Below are 17,564 nucleotides of genomic sequence, written 5' to 3'. Positions count from 1 at the left end.
AAAAATCTCCGCATTCATTCTTTCGGAAAAGGAAAGAATCGGATTTTTGCTTCGGAAAAGACGAGGAGGCCTCAGAAAATCTAACTTCTACTCTTATAACTTAGAGCCTATTTGGAATCTCTGCTTCTAAAACTCGGCTTAAAAAGACTTGCTAAGCTTTGCAAAAGAGAGAGTTTCTTTCGTCATGTGCGATACATTCTTAGCTACTCCTTCTTTTACCGGAAACGGTTCCATGATCTTTGGGAAGAATTCGGATCGAGAACCCAATGAAGCGCAAGCGCTTCTGCGTGTTCCTTCCCGTTTGAATGAAAAAGAGACGATGTGCACGTATATAAAAGTTCCGAGCGTAAAAGAAACGCAGGAAGTCATTTTGTCCAAACCCTTTCAGATGTGGGGCGCCGAAATGGGAGCGAACGCTTCGGGAGTTGCGATCGGAAACGAGGCGGTCTTTACAAAAATTCCTTTTGAAAAAAAGAACCAGGGTCTTACGGGAATGGATCTTCTCCGTCTCGCTCTGGAAAGAAGTAAGAATGCGGAATCTGCAAGAGAGACCATTCTTCAACTTTTAGAACAGTTCGGTCAGGACGCTTGCGGCGGTTATTCGAATTCTTCGTTTTATTATCACAATAGTTTTTTGATCGCCGATTCTAAAGACGCCTTTGTTCTGGAGACCGCAGGTAAGTTCTGGGCTTGGAAAAAAATCGAAGGTTTTTATTCGATCTCGAACGGTCTTACTCTGGAAGAGAATTACGACGCGATTCACCCCCGCGCGATCGAGTTTGCCCTAAAAGAAGGTTGGTTGAAAAAGGGAGAATCTTTTTCGTTTCGGAAAACTTTCTCGGATTCTTTTTTTACTTTTTTTAGCAAGTGTAAGGTTCGGCGCGCAAGAACGGCTTCTATGGGAGAATCCAAAAAAGGAAATCTCGATCCTCGTGCCGCGATGGAAATTCTGAGACAAGAAGGGGAGCCGGGAAACATCCGTTCCTTTTATCCTTCTTCTTCGGATATGGGTTCGGTTTGTCTTCACGCGACCGGCCCGATTACGCCTAACGGTACTACGGGTTCTTTTGTCGCGGAGTTAAAAAAAGAAATTTCCAAAAATCGTTTTTGGTTTACGGGAACCGCGATCCCTTCGATTTCACTTTTTCTTCCCGCGGGTTTTCCCGGGACGAGTTTTTTGGAGAAGAATTTTGAACAACCGGGCGCGTCCCTGGACACGTCCCTCTGGTGGACTCACGAAAAATTTTACAGAGAGATTCAACGTTTTTATCCGGACGCGAAAACCTTGATTCAACCTCGAATCGCTTCTTTAGAAGAAGAATGGTTCCAAGAACTTTCCAAGTTGGAGAAGAATTCCAATCCTTCCAAAGAGATCGATCTTCTGAGTGAAAAGGCCGCGAGAGTCGCTCTTCAGGAATACCGTTTTTGGAACGCGAATTTGTTAAACGAATTGAGGAAAAAACGCCCCAAGAAGGCATTTGCTCCGTTTTACAACCTGCAATGGTCTTCTTGGAATCAGAAAGCCGGAATCAGCGTTTTTTAGAAGTCGATTTCCGAATTCTTAAATTGATGAGTTCTACGCCGAGAGAAAACGCCATCGAGAAATAGACGTATCCTTTCGGAATGTGAAAGTGAAGTCCGTCCGCAAACAACATCGCTCCGATCATGATGAGAAATGAAAGCGCGAGAATTTTCATCGTAGGGTGCTCGTTGATAAAATCGCTCACGGAACCCGAAAAGATCAACATCACGATCATCGAAAGGATGACCGCGACGACCATTACTTCGAAATTTCCGGAAAGGCCGACCGCGGTTACGATGGAATCCACCGAAAAGATGATGTCTAAAAGGATGAGTTGTATAATGACTCCCCAGAAGGAAACTTTTTCTTTCTGAGATCCGGATTCTCCTTCTTCGGCTCCTTCGATTTTGCCGTGAATCTCGCTTGTACTTTTGGCGATTAAAAAAAGTCCTCCGCCCAACATGATTAGATCTCTTCCGGAAATCGCAAATTCGAAGACGGTAAAAAGCGCATTCGTGAGGGATGCGATCCAGGTGACCGCAAAAAGAAGCCCGATTCTAAAACCGAGGGCGAGTGTGAGCCCTAAGTTTCTCGCCTTGGCTTGTTGATTCTTTGCAAGTTTTCCCGCAACGATGGAAAGGAATACGATGTTATCGATTCCGAGTACGATTTCCATAAGGGTTAGGGTAAGGATTGCGATGATTTTATCGGGAGTGAGGAGTTCCATTCAAATGCAGTTAATTTTTCGAAAACTAAGAAATCAATCGATTTACAAGGAAATTTAAGAGGTCATACTGGAAGTTATGGAGTTTCTTCCGGAAGTTTTTCGAACCAAAGAGGTGAACGGAATTCACCTTCGTGCGAAGACGATTCTTTCGTGTCTTCCTCCTCGTTTGAGTCTTTTGGTTTTTTTGAGACATTCCGGTTGTATTTTTAGCAGAGAGGCCGTTCAGGATCTGAGAGAAATCTCGGAGACTTGTCTTTCCTTTCCCCCGATTCTTTTTTTCTTTCCCGGCGATTCGGAAGACGTGAAAGAATTTTTTGACGGAATCTGGGAAGATGCTTCGGTGGTTGCGGATTCTCAGATCGAATTCTATCGAAACCTGGGTTTAAAAAATGCGAAGATCGTTCAACTCGCCGGTCCGGAAGTTTTGCTCGGAACCGCAAGAGCGACTCTCAAAGGCCATTTTTACGGTCTTCCGGGAAAAAATTCTCTGCAGATGCCGGGAGCCTTTTTGGTCGTGAAGGATCGAATCGTTTGGGAACATTCTTACAGACATATCGGAGATCATCCCGACTGGAGAAATCTCCCCGGTGTCACTTTGCTTCCCGGCGCGGAATTCGGTCCGGACGTGATGCCGGCGTAAAAATGAAAACTTATTCTTCTATTCTCTTTGGGGATCTTTCAAATCCTGGATGAAACAGAAGTCGGTTTCCCATTGCACAATTCAATAGAAAATTTTTCCAATCTTCCACTCGCTCCTCCCATCCTACAATCCATCCAAGACGTCGGTTATTCTAAACCGACGCCGATCCAAATTCAGGCGATTCCTCCTTTGCTGGAAGGAAAAGATCTTTTGGGTTGCGCCCAAACCGGAACCGGTAAGACGGCCGCGTTTGCGCTTCCGATTCTTCATCGTTTATTTTCAAATCCCCGAAAGGCCGCTCCAAAACAAACTCGAGTTTTGGTCCTGACTCCTACGAGAGAACTTGCGATCCAAGTTCACGATAGTTTTAAAGTTTACGGTCAACATCTGAAATTAAAAACCGCGGTGATCTTCGGCGGGGTCGGTCAGAGTCCTCAGGTAAAAAGTCTTTCTTCGGGTGTGGACGTTCTGGTGGCGACGCCCGGAAGGCTCGTGGATCTGATCGATCAGAGATTCTTAAGTTTGAGCGAACTCGAAGTTTTTGTTTTGGACGAAGCGGATCGAATGCTTGATATGGGTTTTATCCATTCTATAAAAAAGATCATCTCGATGTTGCCGAAAAAACGTCATAATCTTTTTTTCTCCGCCACGATGCCTCCCGATATTGAAAAACTAGCGGGGACGATGCTCGTAAATCCGGTTCGAATCGAGGTGACTCCGGTTTCTTCCACCGTAGAATTGATTCAGCAATCCGTAATGTTCGTGGATTCGGATAAGAAGAAGGAACTTTTAAAACACCTTTTTAAGAATCCTGAATTAAAAAGAGTGATCGTTTTTACTAAGACAAAACACGGAGCCAATCGTGTTTCCGAACTTTTGGCGAAGAGCGGAATTTCAGTGGACGTGATTCATGGAAACAAATCCCAATCCGCGAGACAGAGGGCGCTTGAAGATTTTAGAGCCGGTAAAATCCGGGCTCTCATTGCGACCGATATCGCTGCGAGAGGAATCGACATAGATGAAATCTCCCATGTGATCAATTACGAAATTCCTAATATTCCGGAAAGTTACGTTCACAGAATCGGAAGAACCGCGAGAGCGGGAACCCAAGGTGTCGCGATTTCGTTATGCGACATGGAGGAAAGGGCCTTTGTTCGAGACATCGAAAGGGTGATCGGTCAGAAAATTCCGGTGAATCAGCAACAACCCTTTCATTCTGAAAACGTAATGCACTTTACCGGGAGAATAAAACCGAAGACGAATTCGGGAGGAAGACCTCCTCAGAAATTTCATTCTTCTCCCAGCCGTAAAAATACGAATTCTCGTTCGAAACCTTCAAAGCAGAGATCTTTTCGTTAGAGGGAGATCTGTCGGAACTCCGACGATTTTTCTATGAAAATCTGTGCGTTCGGTCCTACGGCGCGATCCTTAGAGAACGACGCATTGAGTTGTAGCGGCGACCCATCGCGAGCTATGCGCCGAGTTCCTTGGGTTATAATCTTACCGGCAAGTTGGAAAAGCGATTTCGAATCCGGGCGATCCCAATCAAAATTTTTGTAAGAGTTCCTACACAAACTCTGAAAGAGAATATTCCTTGCAAAATTATGATTTTGTGTTATAGGAAAATCTCCCGGCTTCTTCCGCCCCCCGCCCCTCCACCCAAAATTTGCATAACCTTACCCACAAGTTAAAAAAACGATTTCGAATCAGGGCGATCCAATCAAAATTTTGTAGGAGTTCCTACACAAATTCTGAGAGAGAATATTCCTTGCAAAATTATGATTTTGTGATATAGAAAAGTCGCCCGGTTTCTTCCGCCCCCCGCCCCTCCACCCAAAATTTGGGCGGGGTGCGCGTTTAACGGAGGACTGTCGGAGTTCCGACAAATTCTTTTTAAGATTCAGCCCACTTGTGGGCAAGGATATTCCCTGATAGGGTGGCGGGATGTCTCAATGCGCCGCTCTCAACGGACCCGAGACGCAGGGAAAAACTCGGACAACGTTTTTCTATCAGAAAGTTCAACGTTTCGCAAGTAAAATCCCCCTCTCACAACTCTGCCGGAACTCCGACAAAGTTTCCGTTAGAACCAGGCTAACACTTATCTTACAACGGTGACGGAGCAGGGAGCGTGGTGCACGATTCGATCGGAGACCGAACCTACCAAAAATCTACCGACCGCAGAAAGTCCTCTCGAACCGATTACGATCATATCATATTTTCCCTTTGCGGCCGTTTCCACGATCGTATCCGCGGGATAACCCTCCAGGACCAAACGATCCCATTTGATTTCGGGAGATTCGTCCAAGGTGGAATGAATTTTTTCAAATCTCTGTTCGCTGATCCATTTTACACGATCCTTTCCTTCGGGAGCCTTTTCATAGTAACCGGGGAGGGGACCAAACTCTTCGACAACTTCCAAGATCGTCAAACTCGCGCTGGAAGCCTTAGCGAGCGCGATTCCCATCTCCAGCGCTTTTTTCGAACTCTCGGAACCGTCCACAGGAACCAGTATTTTTTTAATCAGTCTTTGCATGTTTCATCTCTTTTGCAGAAGTGTATCTCCCCGAGTTCGTTTTCCAATCAAAAAATGGAGAATTTTATACAAAGGAACATTGATTTTGATCAAAGGTGGAAAAAAGAACCGCCAAAAGTTTTAGACAAAGAAAGCTAAAATTCTCTCTTTCTTGACTATGAATCAAAAGACCGATGTGGATAGAATATTAGTAAATTCTTATTTAGAATATAAAAAAACCGGGAAACCGGACCTTCTCCTGAAACAAGCCGACTTTTGGGTCCAAAGATTTGCGGTCCGTAAATATTTTTTGGACGAAGACGGGAGGTCGGAAGTCCTCCTCAAGTTTCTTCAAAGAATCGAAATCTTCGTAAAAATCTACGAGACAAAAGGATATAGAAATTTCCCGGCCTTTGCATTCGTTTTTTGGAAACACCTAGTCTTCAATCAATGGAAAAAGGAAAGAAAACTTTCCCAAAAAGAGGCGGCCTTTTTGGATCCGGATCGGCTGGAAGGAACTCCTTCATTCGAACCAGCTTACGAAAATACGATCGATCCGCTCCGCAATTTTCTCCGCGAAATCTGGGAGAAGGAGGATCGAAGGGGAATTCTCATCTTCAAATTGAAACACAATCTCCATTTGGAAAAAAAGGAGGTTCTTCTTCTCAAAAGGATACTCCTCGCCTCGGGGAACTCGATTCCTGAATTCCTAAAGGAAAGAAAAGAAAAACGGTTTCGTTCCAGAAACAGAGAACTTGTCCTTCTGGAAAAATTGGAATCCTCGCATCAGATCTTATTCTCCAAACGAAAGGGCGCAAACTTTGTCTCTTCCAGACTCAAAGAAAAATTCAAAAGAAAACTGCTCAAAGCCGATTCTATCTATACCTTTTTGGAAATCGGACTTTGGTTTGGATGGAGCGAACACGGAGTCAAAAGACTCTATCACCAAACAATGAATAGTCTAAAACGATCCGGAATCGACTCGGAAGAGGAAGAGACTTTCGGACAAGAGTTCAAGTCCGCCTAATGTGGAACGGTTTCTATCGGAAGAATCACCTTCGAAAAAATCCAATTCAAAAAAAGTAACCTTTCCAAACGAAACCGCGAAGTCGATTCGGGACTTCGCAAAGGGGATCAAATCATTTCAACGATTCCATTTTTGGAGACCAGTTGCAAATTTTGTGTCAGAATCCCGTCTTTTTGAGGCGTGAAAGGTTTCTTAGAAAAGAATTATGGATCAACATGTATGTAGAAAAAATTAGGCTCGTCGGATAATGTGTAGATCGGTTCCATACTTCCCATACAGTGGTTGTTCCAATTTTAAAAAAGAGTAAGAAATGAATCAGTTAGAGTCACGTAAGCTTCGATGGAAATTGACGATCGGTCTGGAATTGCTCACTACAATTTTGGCGGTTCCTTTGGCGGTTTTGTTTATTATCTCCGCGGGAGGTTACGACTTCGACCAAGCGATCGCGCTTATCATTGCCGCACTGATTTCAGTCACAACCTCTTACTTGGTTCCGACGATTCGTTTTTTTTATCTGGGAAAAATCCTTCGAAATCTGGAAGATAGGAACTGGTTTTCCCTCAATACCCAGGAACGGGTCGCCGTAAAAACAAAAATTCTCAACTTCCCGGTTTACAATTCGGGGTTTTATCTGGTTCAATGGAGCACGGGAATCCCGTTCGCTTGGTGGCTCATTCATTTCTTTTTTACTCCCACCTTTTTGGAATCGCTTCCGTTCGCCTTTCTTCCGTTGATCATTTATCCCATCTTGGGAGTTTCGCATTTTTTTCTTACGGAATCCAGCTTTGTCGATATCTTAGAATCGGATCGTCTCAACGAAGTGCAGATTGATTCGGATCGAATTCGTATGGTGGGAGTTCACGCGAGAATTTTCAGCACGATCACTGCGATTGCAATCCTTCCCATCATCATCCTCGGTTATCTCCTTTTCGAAGAAACTTCGGGTTGGATCAAACTCGGCGACGTTACCGTTCCTCTGATTTTGACTTTGGTCTTTATGTTGATCGCGGTCATAGTGGCTTCTTATCAACTTTCTCTCACGATCCGAAGAAATTCCGAAAATATGATCCGAATTTTCGGAGAGATGTCCAACGGAAATCTTACTCACGTCCTTCCCATGGTATCGAGCGACGAGTTGGGTTCCAACAGTCGTGCGTTAAACGAATTTGTTAAGCGACTTCGTATTATCGTAAAAAGTGTTTCGAGAGAGGCGGAAAAACTTTCGGGAAGTTCCAAAACACTCGGAGACAACACGAAAGAATTGTCCAGAAAGATGCAGGATCAAGCCGCATCGACCGAAGAGATGAGTTCCGGAGTGGAGGAAATCGCCGCTTCGATCCATTCTACGGCGTCTAGAGCGGATGGTCAGACTCAGATCGCCAAAAAAGCGCAGGCGTCTCTCGAAGCTTTGGAAGGAAGAATCCGTCAGGTTCACGCGGCTCTTCTGGAAACCAAAGTAGACGCGGATCGAATGAGAGCCGAAACCAAAAGCGGCGAAGACGCGTTACAAGGAACTCAAAAAGCGATGGAAGCGATCGAAGAAAGTACTTCAAAAATGGGAGCTACCGTAAACGTAATCAAGGACATCACGGATCGGATCGGCTTACTCTCGTTAAACGCCGCGATAGAAGCCGCAAGAGCCGGTGAAGCGGGAAAGGGATTCGCGGTCGTCGCTCAAGAAATTGCAAAGTTAGGGGAACAGACTCAGGACAACGCAAAAAGAATCACTTCGGCGATAGCGGAAGCGTTAAACGCGACCAAAAGCGGAAGGGACGTGATCGAATCGACTCAGACCGTATTTAAAAGAATCGGGGATACGGTGGGAATCACACTCGACAGAGTTTCCGAAGTGGCGCAACTATCGGATTCTCAGCTCGTAGCGAGCGAACAAGTAAAGTCGGCGTTTGCCGATCTTTCGATTTCTTCCGATGAAATTCGAAATCATACACAAGAACAGGCACAGACGTCGACCGAGTTTTCCAAAACGATCGTCGCCATTTCGGAAACTACCGAATTCTTAAATCAAGTCGTGTCCGAAATCGACGAACTCGCGGTCAAATTAAACGAACAGGCCGGAAAACTCAAATCCGAAGTGGAATTTTTTACCACCTAATCTACTTCGTTTATCAATTTGAAGAATTTAGAATCAATCTGAGATAAAAACGGATCATCTCCTCGTAATTTGAAATCGAAATTCTTTCGTCGATTCCGTGGAATCTTTTCACGTCCTCCGGTTTTACCCTCACCGGGAAAAAACGAAACGCGTTATCCGCAACCGCGCCGTAGTGGAGAGAATCCGTATAAGCGGAAACGATCGCCGGAGCGACGATTATGTCCGGGATCGTCTCCTGAATCGAACGTCGAATCGTTTCAAATCCGATCGATTTAACGTTCGAAACGGAAGAGGGTTCGAAAATGGTGTCCGGAGGAATCAGACGGATTCTTTCGTCGTTTAGAATTTTCTCGGTTCGCTCCAAAACACCTCGGTGAGAATCTCCTTGAAGAATTCTAAAATTTACCGTGGCTTCCGCGTTTGCCGGAAGAACGTTGTCCTTAAAACCGCCCGAAATTTTTGTGATCGCCGAAGTTGTATGAAGTTGCGCCCTTGTGGAATTCTTTTCGCTCAGACTCAATTTAAGAATCGGACCAAAAAGCCAGAGGTTGCTCATGATCCAGCGGGATCCGAATTTCATCTCGGGTGCGAGCCATTGAAACGTAGTCTTTTGAACTTCACCCAAAAAAAGAGGAAACGGATTTTTCTCCATCCGAGACAAACCGGAGCTTAGAATTCCGATCGCGGTTTCTTTAGGAGGCATGGAAGAATGTCCTCCTTCTTTGAGATCGACTTCGAGTCCGAGAGAAAGATACCCTTTTCCGGCGATTCCGATCAGAGCGATCGGTTTTTCGATACCGGGAATCAAACCTTCCGCGATGACCTGACCCTCGTCCAAAACATATTCAAAACGGATGTTTCTTTTTTTAAAAACTTCGGTGATGGCTTTGGCTCCGAGTTTTCCGTAGATCGTTTCCTCGTCCTGACCGATCGCGATAAAAATCGAACGTTCCGGAACGTGTCCCCGCCTTATAAGAATTTCAATAGATTCTAATATAGCAAAGACGCTGCTTTTGTCGTCCCAGGCTCCTCTTCCCCAGACAAAACCGTCTCGAATTTCTCCGCCGAAAGGGTCTTTTGTCCAAAGAGAAACCGTAGATGGATCCACGTCCACGACGTCGGTGTGGGCGCAGAGAAGGGTCGGTTTTAGATTCGGATTTTTACCTTCCCATTCGTAAAAAAAGGAAAAGTTACTCACCTTCGTTTTTTTGAGTTTTGATTCGACGGAAGGATAACTTTTACGGATGTGTTCGTTTAACAAAAGGAATTCCTTCGAATTCGCGTTTGTATCGGAGAGGGAGGAAACCGTTTTAAAACGAACCCCCTCGGAAAGCCGCTTTAATGCGGCGTCGATCGGAATATTTTCCTTGGGAACCGGCTCGATCTTGGACTGAAAAGACCGGATCGAAAACGTCTGAACGACCGTAAACAAAAGGACGAGTAAAAGAACGGATAACGTAAGAAAAACGAATTTTTTCATGGTCAGTGTTTAAACTCCTTTGTTTGTTTTTCCAACGCTAATTTTCCGAGAAACATGGAAAGTCGATCGAAAATAAATTTGGATTGTTGTTCCCTAAATTCTTGAACTAAAAAATCCAAATCTTTTTTGAGATAAAGTTTTCCTTGAGAGACTATCGCGTAAAGAGTCGAAGTTTTTGCGAGGTCGCTCGTCGGATCCTCCCGAAAGATCAAAAGATCGGGAGACGCTCCTTCTTGAATGGAAAACGAAGCCTCGTTTCTGATCGCACGATTGGCGTCGACCGTCGCCATTTTCCAGACGTCGTAAGACGGGATTCCCGCTTCCTGAAAAAGACTCATCTCTTGGCGTAGACTGGCTCCCGGAACCACAAAGGGTTGTTGCGAGTCGGAGCCAAGATAAAGAGTCGCGCCCGCTTGAAAAAGTTTTAGAAGCAGAGATTTCTTTTTCAAAATCGCGGTTTGTACGTAATTTTGAAGATATTCTTTTTCTATGGATCGATACGCCGGAATTCCGATTTCAGGATTCCAGACAACTTCTCTGTAAAACCGCGGCATTAGAGAAACCGCCGGATCTTTTTTGGCGGTTTCGTAATCCGAAAAAAGCAAAAGTCTTTCGGATGCGACTAACGTAGGAGTATTTGAAATTTTGTTTTGGACCGAATGTTTTACGATGTCGTTTAACAATTTATCGTCAACGTTCCCCCAATCCGATCCTCGATTTAAGACGTTGTCCCTTTTTAAGGATCCGGGTCTTGGAATTCCGAAAAAATGTTGAACATCCGGAATTCCGGATTCTTCGTAAGTCATTCCGAAAGGTACGTGTCCGATCACGGGCAAACCTTCTTTATTCGCTGTTTCGACTAACGCCTTAATCATAGAGACGTTTAAGTTTTCATAGGATTTGATACAATCGGCTCCTTTTTTTTTGAGCGCGCGTACGGCTTCGGAAGCCTCTTCCGGAGAATTTACAAGGATGGAATTTTTCCACCTTGGAATTCCCGAAGTTACAAAAGCGTCGCAGGAAACGATCTTGGGTCCGAAAAAATCTCCGGCTTCGATTCCCTTTTTTGCGTAGGGAACGGAGGTGCCGTCGATATCGCCGGCGATTCGAATGCTCGTAACTCCGTGAGAAAGGTAAAGAAGCGAAAAATAAGGAATCAGATCCAAAAGATTGTGAGGAGGAAGATGGGCGTGCATGTCCACGATTCCCGGAGTGACCGTCATTCCGGAAAATTCAGCGGATGTCCCTGGATGATCTTTTCTGATTTTGAAAATCCGATTGTTTCTAAATTCGAGACTGAGTTTCGAAAAATTCTTACGATCCGGATTAAAAACGCGGACCTGATCCAAAACAAAATCCGTTTTCGGATAAATTCCGATCACGGGATAAGACAAGGATCTCCAAAGAATCAGGATTAAACCGGAAAGTATACACAATAGAGTGATGATAATTTTTTGTTTCATAAAATTCCCCGTTTTGTATAAAAGTGAGTAATCCTCATTTTTATACAATTCTAAATTATGAGCATTCCTCACTTTTTTGTCAAGAATGATTTGATTGAATGAAAAAAGAAAGAATAGAGGATGGCGGAATGAATGGAGAGTCAGTTTCGCTTACAAGGGCAAACCCGGTGCAGAAAAGAGCTCGGGAAAAGCAGGAATCTATTTTGAATTCCGCGAAAGAATTGATTCTAAAGGTCGGCCCGGATCGTTTTACTCTGCAGGAAATCGCCGATTACATCGGTTCTCCGATCGGGACGATCTATCGTTATTATTCCGGAAAACCCGCGATCTTAAGAGCCATCGCTCAATCTCATCTCGAAGCTCTTCGTTCGGATCTTGAAAGCGAACTCGGTCAATATCGGGAAAAAAAACCGGATGAGATTCAATTTCAGAGGGTGATCAAAAAGATCTTAGAACTTTTTGAAAAGGCTTATTCGAACGATCCCGTTTTCCAGATCGTCTGGAGCGGTTCGCAGGCGTATCCGACGCTTCGAGAATTGGATTTGGAAGATACAAAAAAGAATGCGGAGATCATCGCCGACTCGATCGAGTGTTTTGTTCCCCGGATGAAAAAACAAAGATTGATGGATCTCTGCGTTCTCGTTTGCGACTCGATCGGAAGCGCGCTTCGACTCACTTCGATGATGGAAGAAAAAGAAAAAAGAGGGGTTCTGTTACAATTGCGGGGAATGATTACGAACCACCTCTATATGGCTTATAAGAATTTTGGACCGGGATAAAACTTTTTTTCTTTTGGAATCTAATTTTTAGCGAACTGGAGAATCGGTGTTTTCAAAAACAAATTCATTCCCCCGATCACGGAACCGAAAATCAGACTCGCCACAATCAAAGGAACTAAGTGTTGGTAGTTTCCCGGTATGACGACTAACGCGATCAACCAAGGAAGATTCATAATTTCGGTAAGGATCAAAGCGGTCCAGAATTTCGAAAACCCGGTTTCAGCAAAACTGACGATGAAGCCGCAGGAAAACCAAAAAAGAATCGATTGTAATAACGTCCAGGTTCCCACGTTTGGATCCGCAAAACCGACGAGTAGTCCTTCTAAAATCCCGGCGGTAATCCCGATTAAGAAAGCGTTTCTCCAACGAATTTGAATTTGATTCATATAAACTCCTTTTTTATCTTCGCTGAGAATTTCAGCTCTTTTGAGGCGGTAAAATAAAATTCGTTTCAAAGAGATATTTTATCGATACGGAATATGCATATCTTCTAAAGTAGCTTCCGAAATCCGTCATATATTGATTTCGAAGAATTTTTTTTGAGGGTCTTTTTGACAAAACCTAAAAAAAAGAATAAACCGGCTCGATTCAGGAACAAATCGCCGAAATTCGGGAATAAACGGTCTCTCCGTTTTTGAATTCATAAGCAATGGAAGTTTTGGATTTTGTTGTATTGAAAGAAAAAAAGACCGGCTTATGCCAGGAGTGAAAAGATGCAAAATTCGAACGTAGAATCCAAACTTCTTCAAACGCAGGAATATTTTACGGAAGTGCGTTGGCAGGAAATCGATCAAAATCAACACGTAAACAATATAGTTTTTTTGGGATATTTTGACGAAGCGAGGTTTCGCGCAATGGTTCAGTCGGGAGTGGATATGAATCGTTTGCTCAAGGATTTCGGAATCAGTCCCGTCGTCACGAAAATCGAATTGGAATACAAAAACGAACTGACCTATCCCGAAAAGATCAGAATCGATTCCAAAATCAGATTCGAAGGAAAGTTAAAAGCCTTTCATGATCAGTATGCGTATCGTCTTTCGGACGGAAAACTCGTGGCGGTCTGCGTCGCCCACTGGTTTTTTATGGACATTCATAAACGAAAACCGGTCGCGCTCGCACAAATCGGAATCGATTCCGTAAATCCGGAAATGTCCTCTCTAAATTAGAATTTTATAATTTCCTGTTGTTTTGAAACGGATTCAAAGTCGAACGATTTTGGGGAATCGTTCGGCCTTTTTTTGAAACGTAAAATTATAAAATTTTCCAACCCTTGTCTTTGAGTTTGGTCTTGAAATGGGAAAACTCTTCTTTGATCGAAGCAACCGCTTTAAAACCCGCTTCGATGCCTCGATTGACGGAGCGGGTCAGTTTTTCCGCGCTCGTCGTGACCATCGTCAATTCTTGATACGTCGGCGCGACTACCTGGATTCGAACGTCTTTCGGCGGATGTTTGATGATCTGCATCGCACGATTGTACATCGTATGGTGCACTTTTGTAATCATGTGATTGAGTCTTTTGTTGGAAGGATAGGCGAGCCAACCTTCCAGCTTTGAAATGGGATTGGAGAATTCGTCTTGGTTGTTATTTAAGACAACCGTAATGTCCTTATACCCTGCTTCGATCACCTTTTCGAGAGGGATCGGATCCGCGATTCCTCCGTCCCCGTAAAACTGACCGTCCAATTTCCATTTCCCGCGGGTTGCGATCGGAAGAGAGGTCGCCGCCTTGAGAAGATTGAGTGCGTTAGACGCCGATGTCTTGATGTATTCCGCCTGAAGTTTCGCTAAATTGGTTACTACGACGTAGAGAGGAGGAGCTTCCTTTTTATCGAAGTTTTCGGAAGGAAGCCGATATTTTTCGCCGAAAATATAATCGATGAGATATTCCTGATCTAAGAGGGTTTTACCTTTGAAGGGATGAAAGAAAGAGATAAATTTATTTCCAATGAGTTCCTTTTTCCAGATGTCCAGAATCTTAAGGGATTCTTCGTAACTCTGCTCGTAACCGGTTGCGTAGTAGGCCGCGGAGCAGGAACCGGAGGAGACTCCGACGATAAGATCAAAATGTGTGGAGGGGATGTATTGATGAAGAGCTGCCAACACTCCCCCGGCAAAAGAACCTTTCATTCCACCACCGGCGACGATGAGAGCGGTGGATTTTTTTCCGGGTTTGGGGAGAGTATCGTTGTCCCTTTTAAAAGATTCCTTTCCGGGAGTAAAGTAGGAGCTCATACGATCAGATTTAAAAAGAGGAGGATTCTTTCAATGAGATATCCGATTCTTTTTTAAGAATTTTGAATTTCCCCTTTGGAAAAACGAACCTTTCACTTTGAACAAAAGTCGGGATCCGTTGTGTCTAACGGCTTGAGGATAATGGATTCGAAGAAACGAACGAAAAACGGTTCCGAATAGAACTTGAAGATCGGTTTAGCAAAATTGTAGAAGATGGGCCCGCAAAATTCCGGTTGATTCCATTCCATTCTTGATGATTCCTTGGTAGGACCGATTGAAATTTCAAGGACGACTCCAAATCATAAAACTCAAACTGGATCGTTCGATTTTCGGTTTTTAAAAAAGTCGATTTGTGAGAGGGAAAAAATGCGAAAGAATAGAATCCGTTCTCTTTTTCAAAAAGAATCTTCGTGGACTTGGACAATTTTAACCGTAATTTTTTTGAGTTGGAATTCGCTTCCCGCGCAGACAAAGGAAGAATCCGATCTCGGAGAAAAGAAAAAAACGTCCTTCGAACTTCTCATCAAAAGACAAACCTATCAATGGACTCCTTACGACTATACTTCGTATTCGGAACATTCCCCATTGGAAAATTCGATCAAAACGGAATCCGTCAAACAGAATCAAAAGGTTTTGATTCCTCTTACGTTTCGCTACGACAACTCGGAGAAAAAGTTTAGAATCGAGATCTCCGCATACGAAGTTGAGTTGGCGAATGCAAACATGAACGTAACACGGACGGTTTCCGGAGATTTTCAGGTTCGAAGACAGTATTTGAATCCGATGATGCGTTCCGAGTCCGAATTCAATTATTATAAAATTCTAAACTTAACTCCGGATTGGAAATTGTTCGCGGGAATGGGAATCCGAAATATCAATAAATACAAATACGGATATTTTCTGAGAGAAGGAGCGTATCAGGAATACTTTTACACATATGGTCCTCAGATTGTCTTAAATACAGAATATAAACTCTGGAAAGAAATTTCCGTTCATATGAGTTTCGATCTGTTTTATACGCAAGGAAACCGATTTTACAAAGAACAAACCCTTTTTCCGGACTCCATAACGGTTTCAAACGGGAACGCAGGAGTCAAAGGGATCTATCGAGGATACGAGATTGATTTTTCCTTGAGTTATAAATTATTGGAAGCCGTGAAATTTTTTGCCGGTTACAACTATATCTATTCTTACTTTAGTTATTACGGATTTAAACTGACGGATTTTAATTTGGTAAATTCTTCGATTGATCCTTTTCGAACGACGACGGGAAATCCTCCGCTGATTTCACAACCGATTCGTTCGGGGAATCACGAGATTCTACAGGGTTTTTACCTGGGAGTTTCGGTGGGTTTTTAGAGGAAGAGGGCATTATTTCGTCACTCTTTTTTTTGTAACTCAACCGAGTTTTGATTTTTCTGTCTTATAGCCTATATTATGCTTTTAAAATATAGAGACTCCCACAAAATTTGAACGATATTAGAACTGCTTGAAATTTCGGGTGTGACGCAATTTATAGAAAATCCTGCATTTGATTCGAAATTTCTAAAGATGATTCTATAATTTTTTTAGGTTTCGAGATCTGTTTTTAATAGAATGCTTATTATAAGATAAATGGAAAAAATTACTTTTCTACTTATCATTCTTTTATGAAATTTCGCATAAGGCCGATTCACTTTCAAAAAACTACAAACTTTCTTCTGACCTTTCTCTGTTTCTTTTCCGAATTACAAGCCGACGCGGGAGTTTATACGAACTTAACTTCAGCATCTAAAAATCCGTCCGATGTTAGAGTTCTGGATTTGAGTCACCAAAGTCTAACCGCTTTACCCAAAGAAATTAGACTTTTGCAAAATTTACAAGAGTTGGACTTGAGCAATCACCGATTGGAAAATTTTCCAAAAGAAATTTTGGAATTACAAAATCTAAGAAAGCTAGATATTAAGTAACAATTGGGAAAGCTGGTCGTTTTTATTTGGACTCTTTAATCCCATTATAGAGTTCTTTCAATTCAAAACTCTCCCAAAAGAAATCCGAAATCTTCGCAACCTAAAATACACTGAATCTCAGCTATTTTGAACTCAAAACGCTTCCGGATGAAATAAGACATCTTCAAAACTTAAAAGAATTAGATTTGGAACGACTTTCTTTTTCACCGCAAGAAAGGGAAAGGGTTCGTAAACTGCTTCCAAAATGTGAAATTTACTTTTGAGATAAATGAGTTTTATGGAATCTTCTCTTCCAGACAAAACGAAATCCCGGGGAAAACTTAAAATGAAATATATTTAATGATGAAACTCTTTCAAAGCGCAATAGAGTTTCTCAAAAAAATCAATTGGCCGTTACCGATTCGTTTCCAAATTCTTCCCGCACTGGGTCATTGATTTCTCCTCCCATGCAGACGTTTTTTATCCGTTAGGTTATCATTGGGTCATTCATTCGATTCGGAGGACGCATAACGTGTTCTCTGGTGCTTGATGGAATGAAGTTTGTGTCTGCGATGAGCAGCCTTGCAATTCCGACCTAAAAAAATCAAGTGTTACTTATGAAAATACAACATACGGATCTAAATAAAAACGGATCTCTATTTTTCGGTTTAGAAAAAAAAATCAAACAACTTAAGAATCTCCGACTATTAGGTTTGCTAAACAACCCGTTCGAACGAATGCCCAAATAGATGGAGAGCTGCACGCTAAAGAGGGATTAATCTTAAACACCGAAATGATTTGAGAAGAAGAAATACTTACAGTCTGCTTCCAGACGCTGTAGAATTTTTCATCTTGCCTTCACCGCGAACCGACCTTCTGAATTAGTATATTCTGAAAAACGAATCTTCTATTTTAGAAGCTTTGATTATTTCGGGCAGAGAAGATAGACAAAATAAACTGTGTATAAGTTCGGAAGAGCGCTTCCGCAGAATTCAAAAAGTTATTTCTAAAAATGGAAAAATGCGGGGGAAAATCTCGATTTTGAAGAAGAATTTGAATCGTTCGCCTATTTAAAATTTTTATAAAATTCGGTTAATTTTTTCAAAAACGGTTTGACCGGTTGAGTGACGTAATTAATTTG

Annotated in this window: 15 protein-coding genes; 9 read left to right on the top strand and 6 right to left on the bottom strand. The window is 42.8% G+C overall.

Features of this window, described 5'->3' with window-relative positions; genetic code table 11:
* Window positions 1-184: 184 nt before the first annotated feature.
* Window positions 185-1,543, top strand: coding sequence for a peptidase C69 family protein (locus tag JWG44_RS09200; protein ID WP_205274661.1), 1,359 nt, complete (start codon window positions 185-187; stop codon window positions 1,541-1,543).
* On the opposite strand, the gene JWG44_RS09195 is transcribed toward JWG44_RS09200, so the two are convergent.
* Window positions 1,530-2,249 carry a TerC family protein gene (locus JWG44_RS09195; protein ID WP_205274660.1) on the bottom strand — a complete coding sequence of 240 codons (720 nt, stop codon included), beginning with the start codon at window positions 2,247-2,249 and terminating at the stop codon, window positions 1,530-1,532. The two genes, JWG44_RS09200 and JWG44_RS09195, sit on opposite strands and share 14 nt — an antisense overlap.
* A gap of 76 nt (window positions 2,250-2,325) precedes the next feature.
* On the opposite strand from JWG44_RS09195, the gene JWG44_RS09190 reads away from it, so the two are divergent.
* Both JWG44_RS09190 and JWG44_RS09185 read left to right on the top strand, forming a co-directional pair.
* Entirely contained in the window at window positions 2,326-2,889 is a 564-nt protein-coding gene (locus tag JWG44_RS09190; protein WP_205274659.1) for a SelL-related redox protein, read from the top strand.
* Between the two features lie 72 nt (window positions 2,890-2,961).
* A complete protein-coding gene (locus JWG44_RS09185) occupies window positions 2,962-4,248 on the top strand; it encodes a DEAD/DEAH box helicase (protein ID WP_205274658.1) in 1,287 nt (428 codons plus the stop codon).
* A 739-nt stretch (window positions 4,249-4,987) separates the two neighbouring features.
* On the opposite strand, the gene JWG44_RS09180 is transcribed toward JWG44_RS09185, so the two are convergent.
* Window positions 4,988-5,422, bottom strand: coding sequence for a universal stress protein (locus tag JWG44_RS09180; protein ID WP_205274657.1), 435 nt, complete (start codon window positions 5,420-5,422; stop codon window positions 4,988-4,990).
* A gap of 157 nt (window positions 5,423-5,579) precedes the next feature.
* Here JWG44_RS09180 and JWG44_RS09175 point away from each other — a divergent pair, with 157 nt between their 5' ends.
* A complete protein-coding gene (locus JWG44_RS09175) occupies window positions 5,580-6,428 on the top strand; it encodes a sigma-70 family RNA polymerase sigma factor (RefSeq protein ID WP_205274656.1) in 849 nt (282 codons plus the stop codon).
* A 310-nt stretch (window positions 6,429-6,738) separates the two neighbouring features.
* Window positions 6,739-8,541, top strand: a complete 1,803-nt coding sequence (locus JWG44_RS09170) for a methyl-accepting chemotaxis protein (RefSeq protein WP_205274655.1) — start codon at window positions 6,739-6,741, stop codon at window positions 8,539-8,541.
* A 13-nt stretch (window positions 8,542-8,554) separates the two neighbouring features.
* Here the strand turns inward: JWG44_RS09170 and JWG44_RS09165 are convergent, their stop codons facing one another.
* Together JWG44_RS09165 and JWG44_RS09160 are read right to left on the bottom strand one after the other, a co-directional pair.
* Window positions 8,555-10,021, bottom strand: a complete 1,467-nt coding sequence (locus JWG44_RS09165) for a M20 family peptidase (RefSeq protein WP_205274654.1) — start codon at window positions 10,019-10,021, stop codon at window positions 8,555-8,557.
* A gap of 2 nt (window positions 10,022-10,023) precedes the next feature.
* A complete protein-coding gene (locus JWG44_RS09160) occupies window positions 10,024-11,484 on the bottom strand; it encodes an amidohydrolase family protein (protein WP_205274653.1) in 1,461 nt (486 codons plus the stop codon).
* Between the two features lie 98 nt (window positions 11,485-11,582).
* Between JWG44_RS09160 and JWG44_RS09155 the strand changes: the two genes are divergently transcribed.
* Window positions 11,583-12,263, top strand: a complete 681-nt coding sequence (locus tag JWG44_RS09155; protein ID WP_205274652.1) for a TetR/AcrR family transcriptional regulator — start codon at window positions 11,583-11,585, stop codon at window positions 12,261-12,263.
* Between the two features lie 20 nt (window positions 12,264-12,283).
* Here JWG44_RS09155 and JWG44_RS09150 read toward each other — a convergent pair whose 3' ends face one another.
* Complete coding sequence (locus JWG44_RS09150; protein WP_205274729.1) at window positions 12,284-12,649, bottom strand: hypothetical protein; 366 nt, start codon at window positions 12,647-12,649, stop codon at window positions 12,284-12,286.
* 327 nt (window positions 12,650-12,976) lie between these two features.
* Between JWG44_RS09150 and JWG44_RS09145 the strand changes: the two genes are divergently transcribed.
* Complete coding sequence (locus tag JWG44_RS09145) at window positions 12,977-13,429, top strand: acyl-CoA thioesterase (protein ID WP_205274651.1); 453 nt, start codon at window positions 12,977-12,979, stop codon at window positions 13,427-13,429.
* An 85-nt stretch (window positions 13,430-13,514) separates the two neighbouring features.
* Here the strand turns inward: JWG44_RS09145 and JWG44_RS09140 are convergent, their stop codons facing one another.
* Window positions 13,515-14,495, bottom strand: a complete 981-nt coding sequence (locus JWG44_RS09140) for a patatin-like phospholipase family protein (protein ID WP_205274650.1) — start codon at window positions 14,493-14,495, stop codon at window positions 13,515-13,517.
* 366 nt (window positions 14,496-14,861) lie between these two features.
* Here JWG44_RS09140 and JWG44_RS09135 point away from each other — a divergent pair, with 366 nt between their 5' ends.
* Window positions 14,862-15,854, top strand: coding sequence for an LA_2444/LA_4059 family outer membrane protein (locus JWG44_RS09135; protein ID WP_205274649.1), 993 nt, complete (start codon window positions 14,862-14,864; stop codon window positions 15,852-15,854).
* Window positions 15,855-16,144: 290 nt separating this feature from the next.
* Window positions 16,145-16,444 carry a leucine-rich repeat domain-containing protein gene (locus JWG44_RS09130; RefSeq protein WP_205274648.1) on the top strand — a complete coding sequence of 100 codons (300 nt, stop codon included), beginning with the start codon at window positions 16,145-16,147 and terminating at the stop codon, window positions 16,442-16,444.
* Window positions 16,445-17,564: the final 1,120 nt, after the last annotated feature.

The sequence above is a fragment of the Leptospira ainazelensis genome (assembly GCF_016918785.1).
Taxonomy (GTDB): Bacteria; Spirochaetota; Leptospiria; order Leptospirales; family Leptospiraceae; genus Leptospira; species Leptospira ainazelensis.
This window is presented reverse-complemented; position numbering and strand designations above follow the sequence as displayed.

Excerpts from the sequence above, each read along its gene's own strand:
- JWG44_RS09200 (WP_205274661.1), top strand. The coding sequence starts at position 185 with ATGTGCGATACATTCTTAGCTACTCCTTCTTTTACCGGAAACGGTTCC.
- JWG44_RS09195 (WP_205274660.1), bottom strand. The coding sequence starts at position 2,249 with ATGGAACTCCTCACTCCCGATAAAATCATCGCAATCCTTACCCTAACC.
- JWG44_RS09190 (WP_205274659.1), top strand. The coding sequence starts at position 2,326 with ATGGAGTTTCTTCCGGAAGTTTTTCGAACCAAAGAGGTGAACGGAATT.
- JWG44_RS09180 (WP_205274657.1), bottom strand. The coding sequence starts at position 5,422 with ATGCAAAGACTGATTAAAAAAATACTGGTTCCTGTGGACGGTTCCGAG.
- JWG44_RS09175 (WP_205274656.1), top strand. The coding sequence starts at position 5,580 with ATGAATCAAAAGACCGATGTGGATAGAATATTAGTAAATTCTTATTTA.
- JWG44_RS09170 (WP_205274655.1), top strand. The coding sequence starts at position 6,739 with ATGAATCAGTTAGAGTCACGTAAGCTTCGATGGAAATTGACGATCGGT.
- JWG44_RS09165 (WP_205274654.1), bottom strand. The coding sequence starts at position 10,021 with ATGAAAAAATTCGTTTTTCTTACGTTATCCGTTCTTTTACTCGTCCTT.
- JWG44_RS09160 (WP_205274653.1), bottom strand. The coding sequence starts at position 11,484 with ATGAAACAAAAAATTATCATCACTCTATTGTGTATACTTTCCGGTTTA.
- JWG44_RS09155 (WP_205274652.1), top strand. The coding sequence starts at position 11,583 with ATGAAAAAAGAAAGAATAGAGGATGGCGGAATGAATGGAGAGTCAGTT.
- JWG44_RS09150 (WP_205274729.1), bottom strand. The coding sequence starts at position 12,649 with ATGAATCAAATTCAAATTCGTTGGAGAAACGCTTTCTTAATCGGGATT.
- JWG44_RS09145 (WP_205274651.1), top strand. The coding sequence starts at position 12,977 with ATGCAAAATTCGAACGTAGAATCCAAACTTCTTCAAACGCAGGAATAT.
- JWG44_RS09140 (WP_205274650.1), bottom strand. The coding sequence starts at position 14,495 with ATGAGCTCCTACTTTACTCCCGGAAAGGAATCTTTTAAAAGGGACAAC.
- JWG44_RS09135 (WP_205274649.1), top strand. The coding sequence starts at position 14,862 with ATGCGAAAGAATAGAATCCGTTCTCTTTTTCAAAAAGAATCTTCGTGG.
- JWG44_RS09130 (WP_205274648.1), top strand. The coding sequence starts at position 16,145 with ATGAAATTTCGCATAAGGCCGATTCACTTTCAAAAAACTACAAACTTT.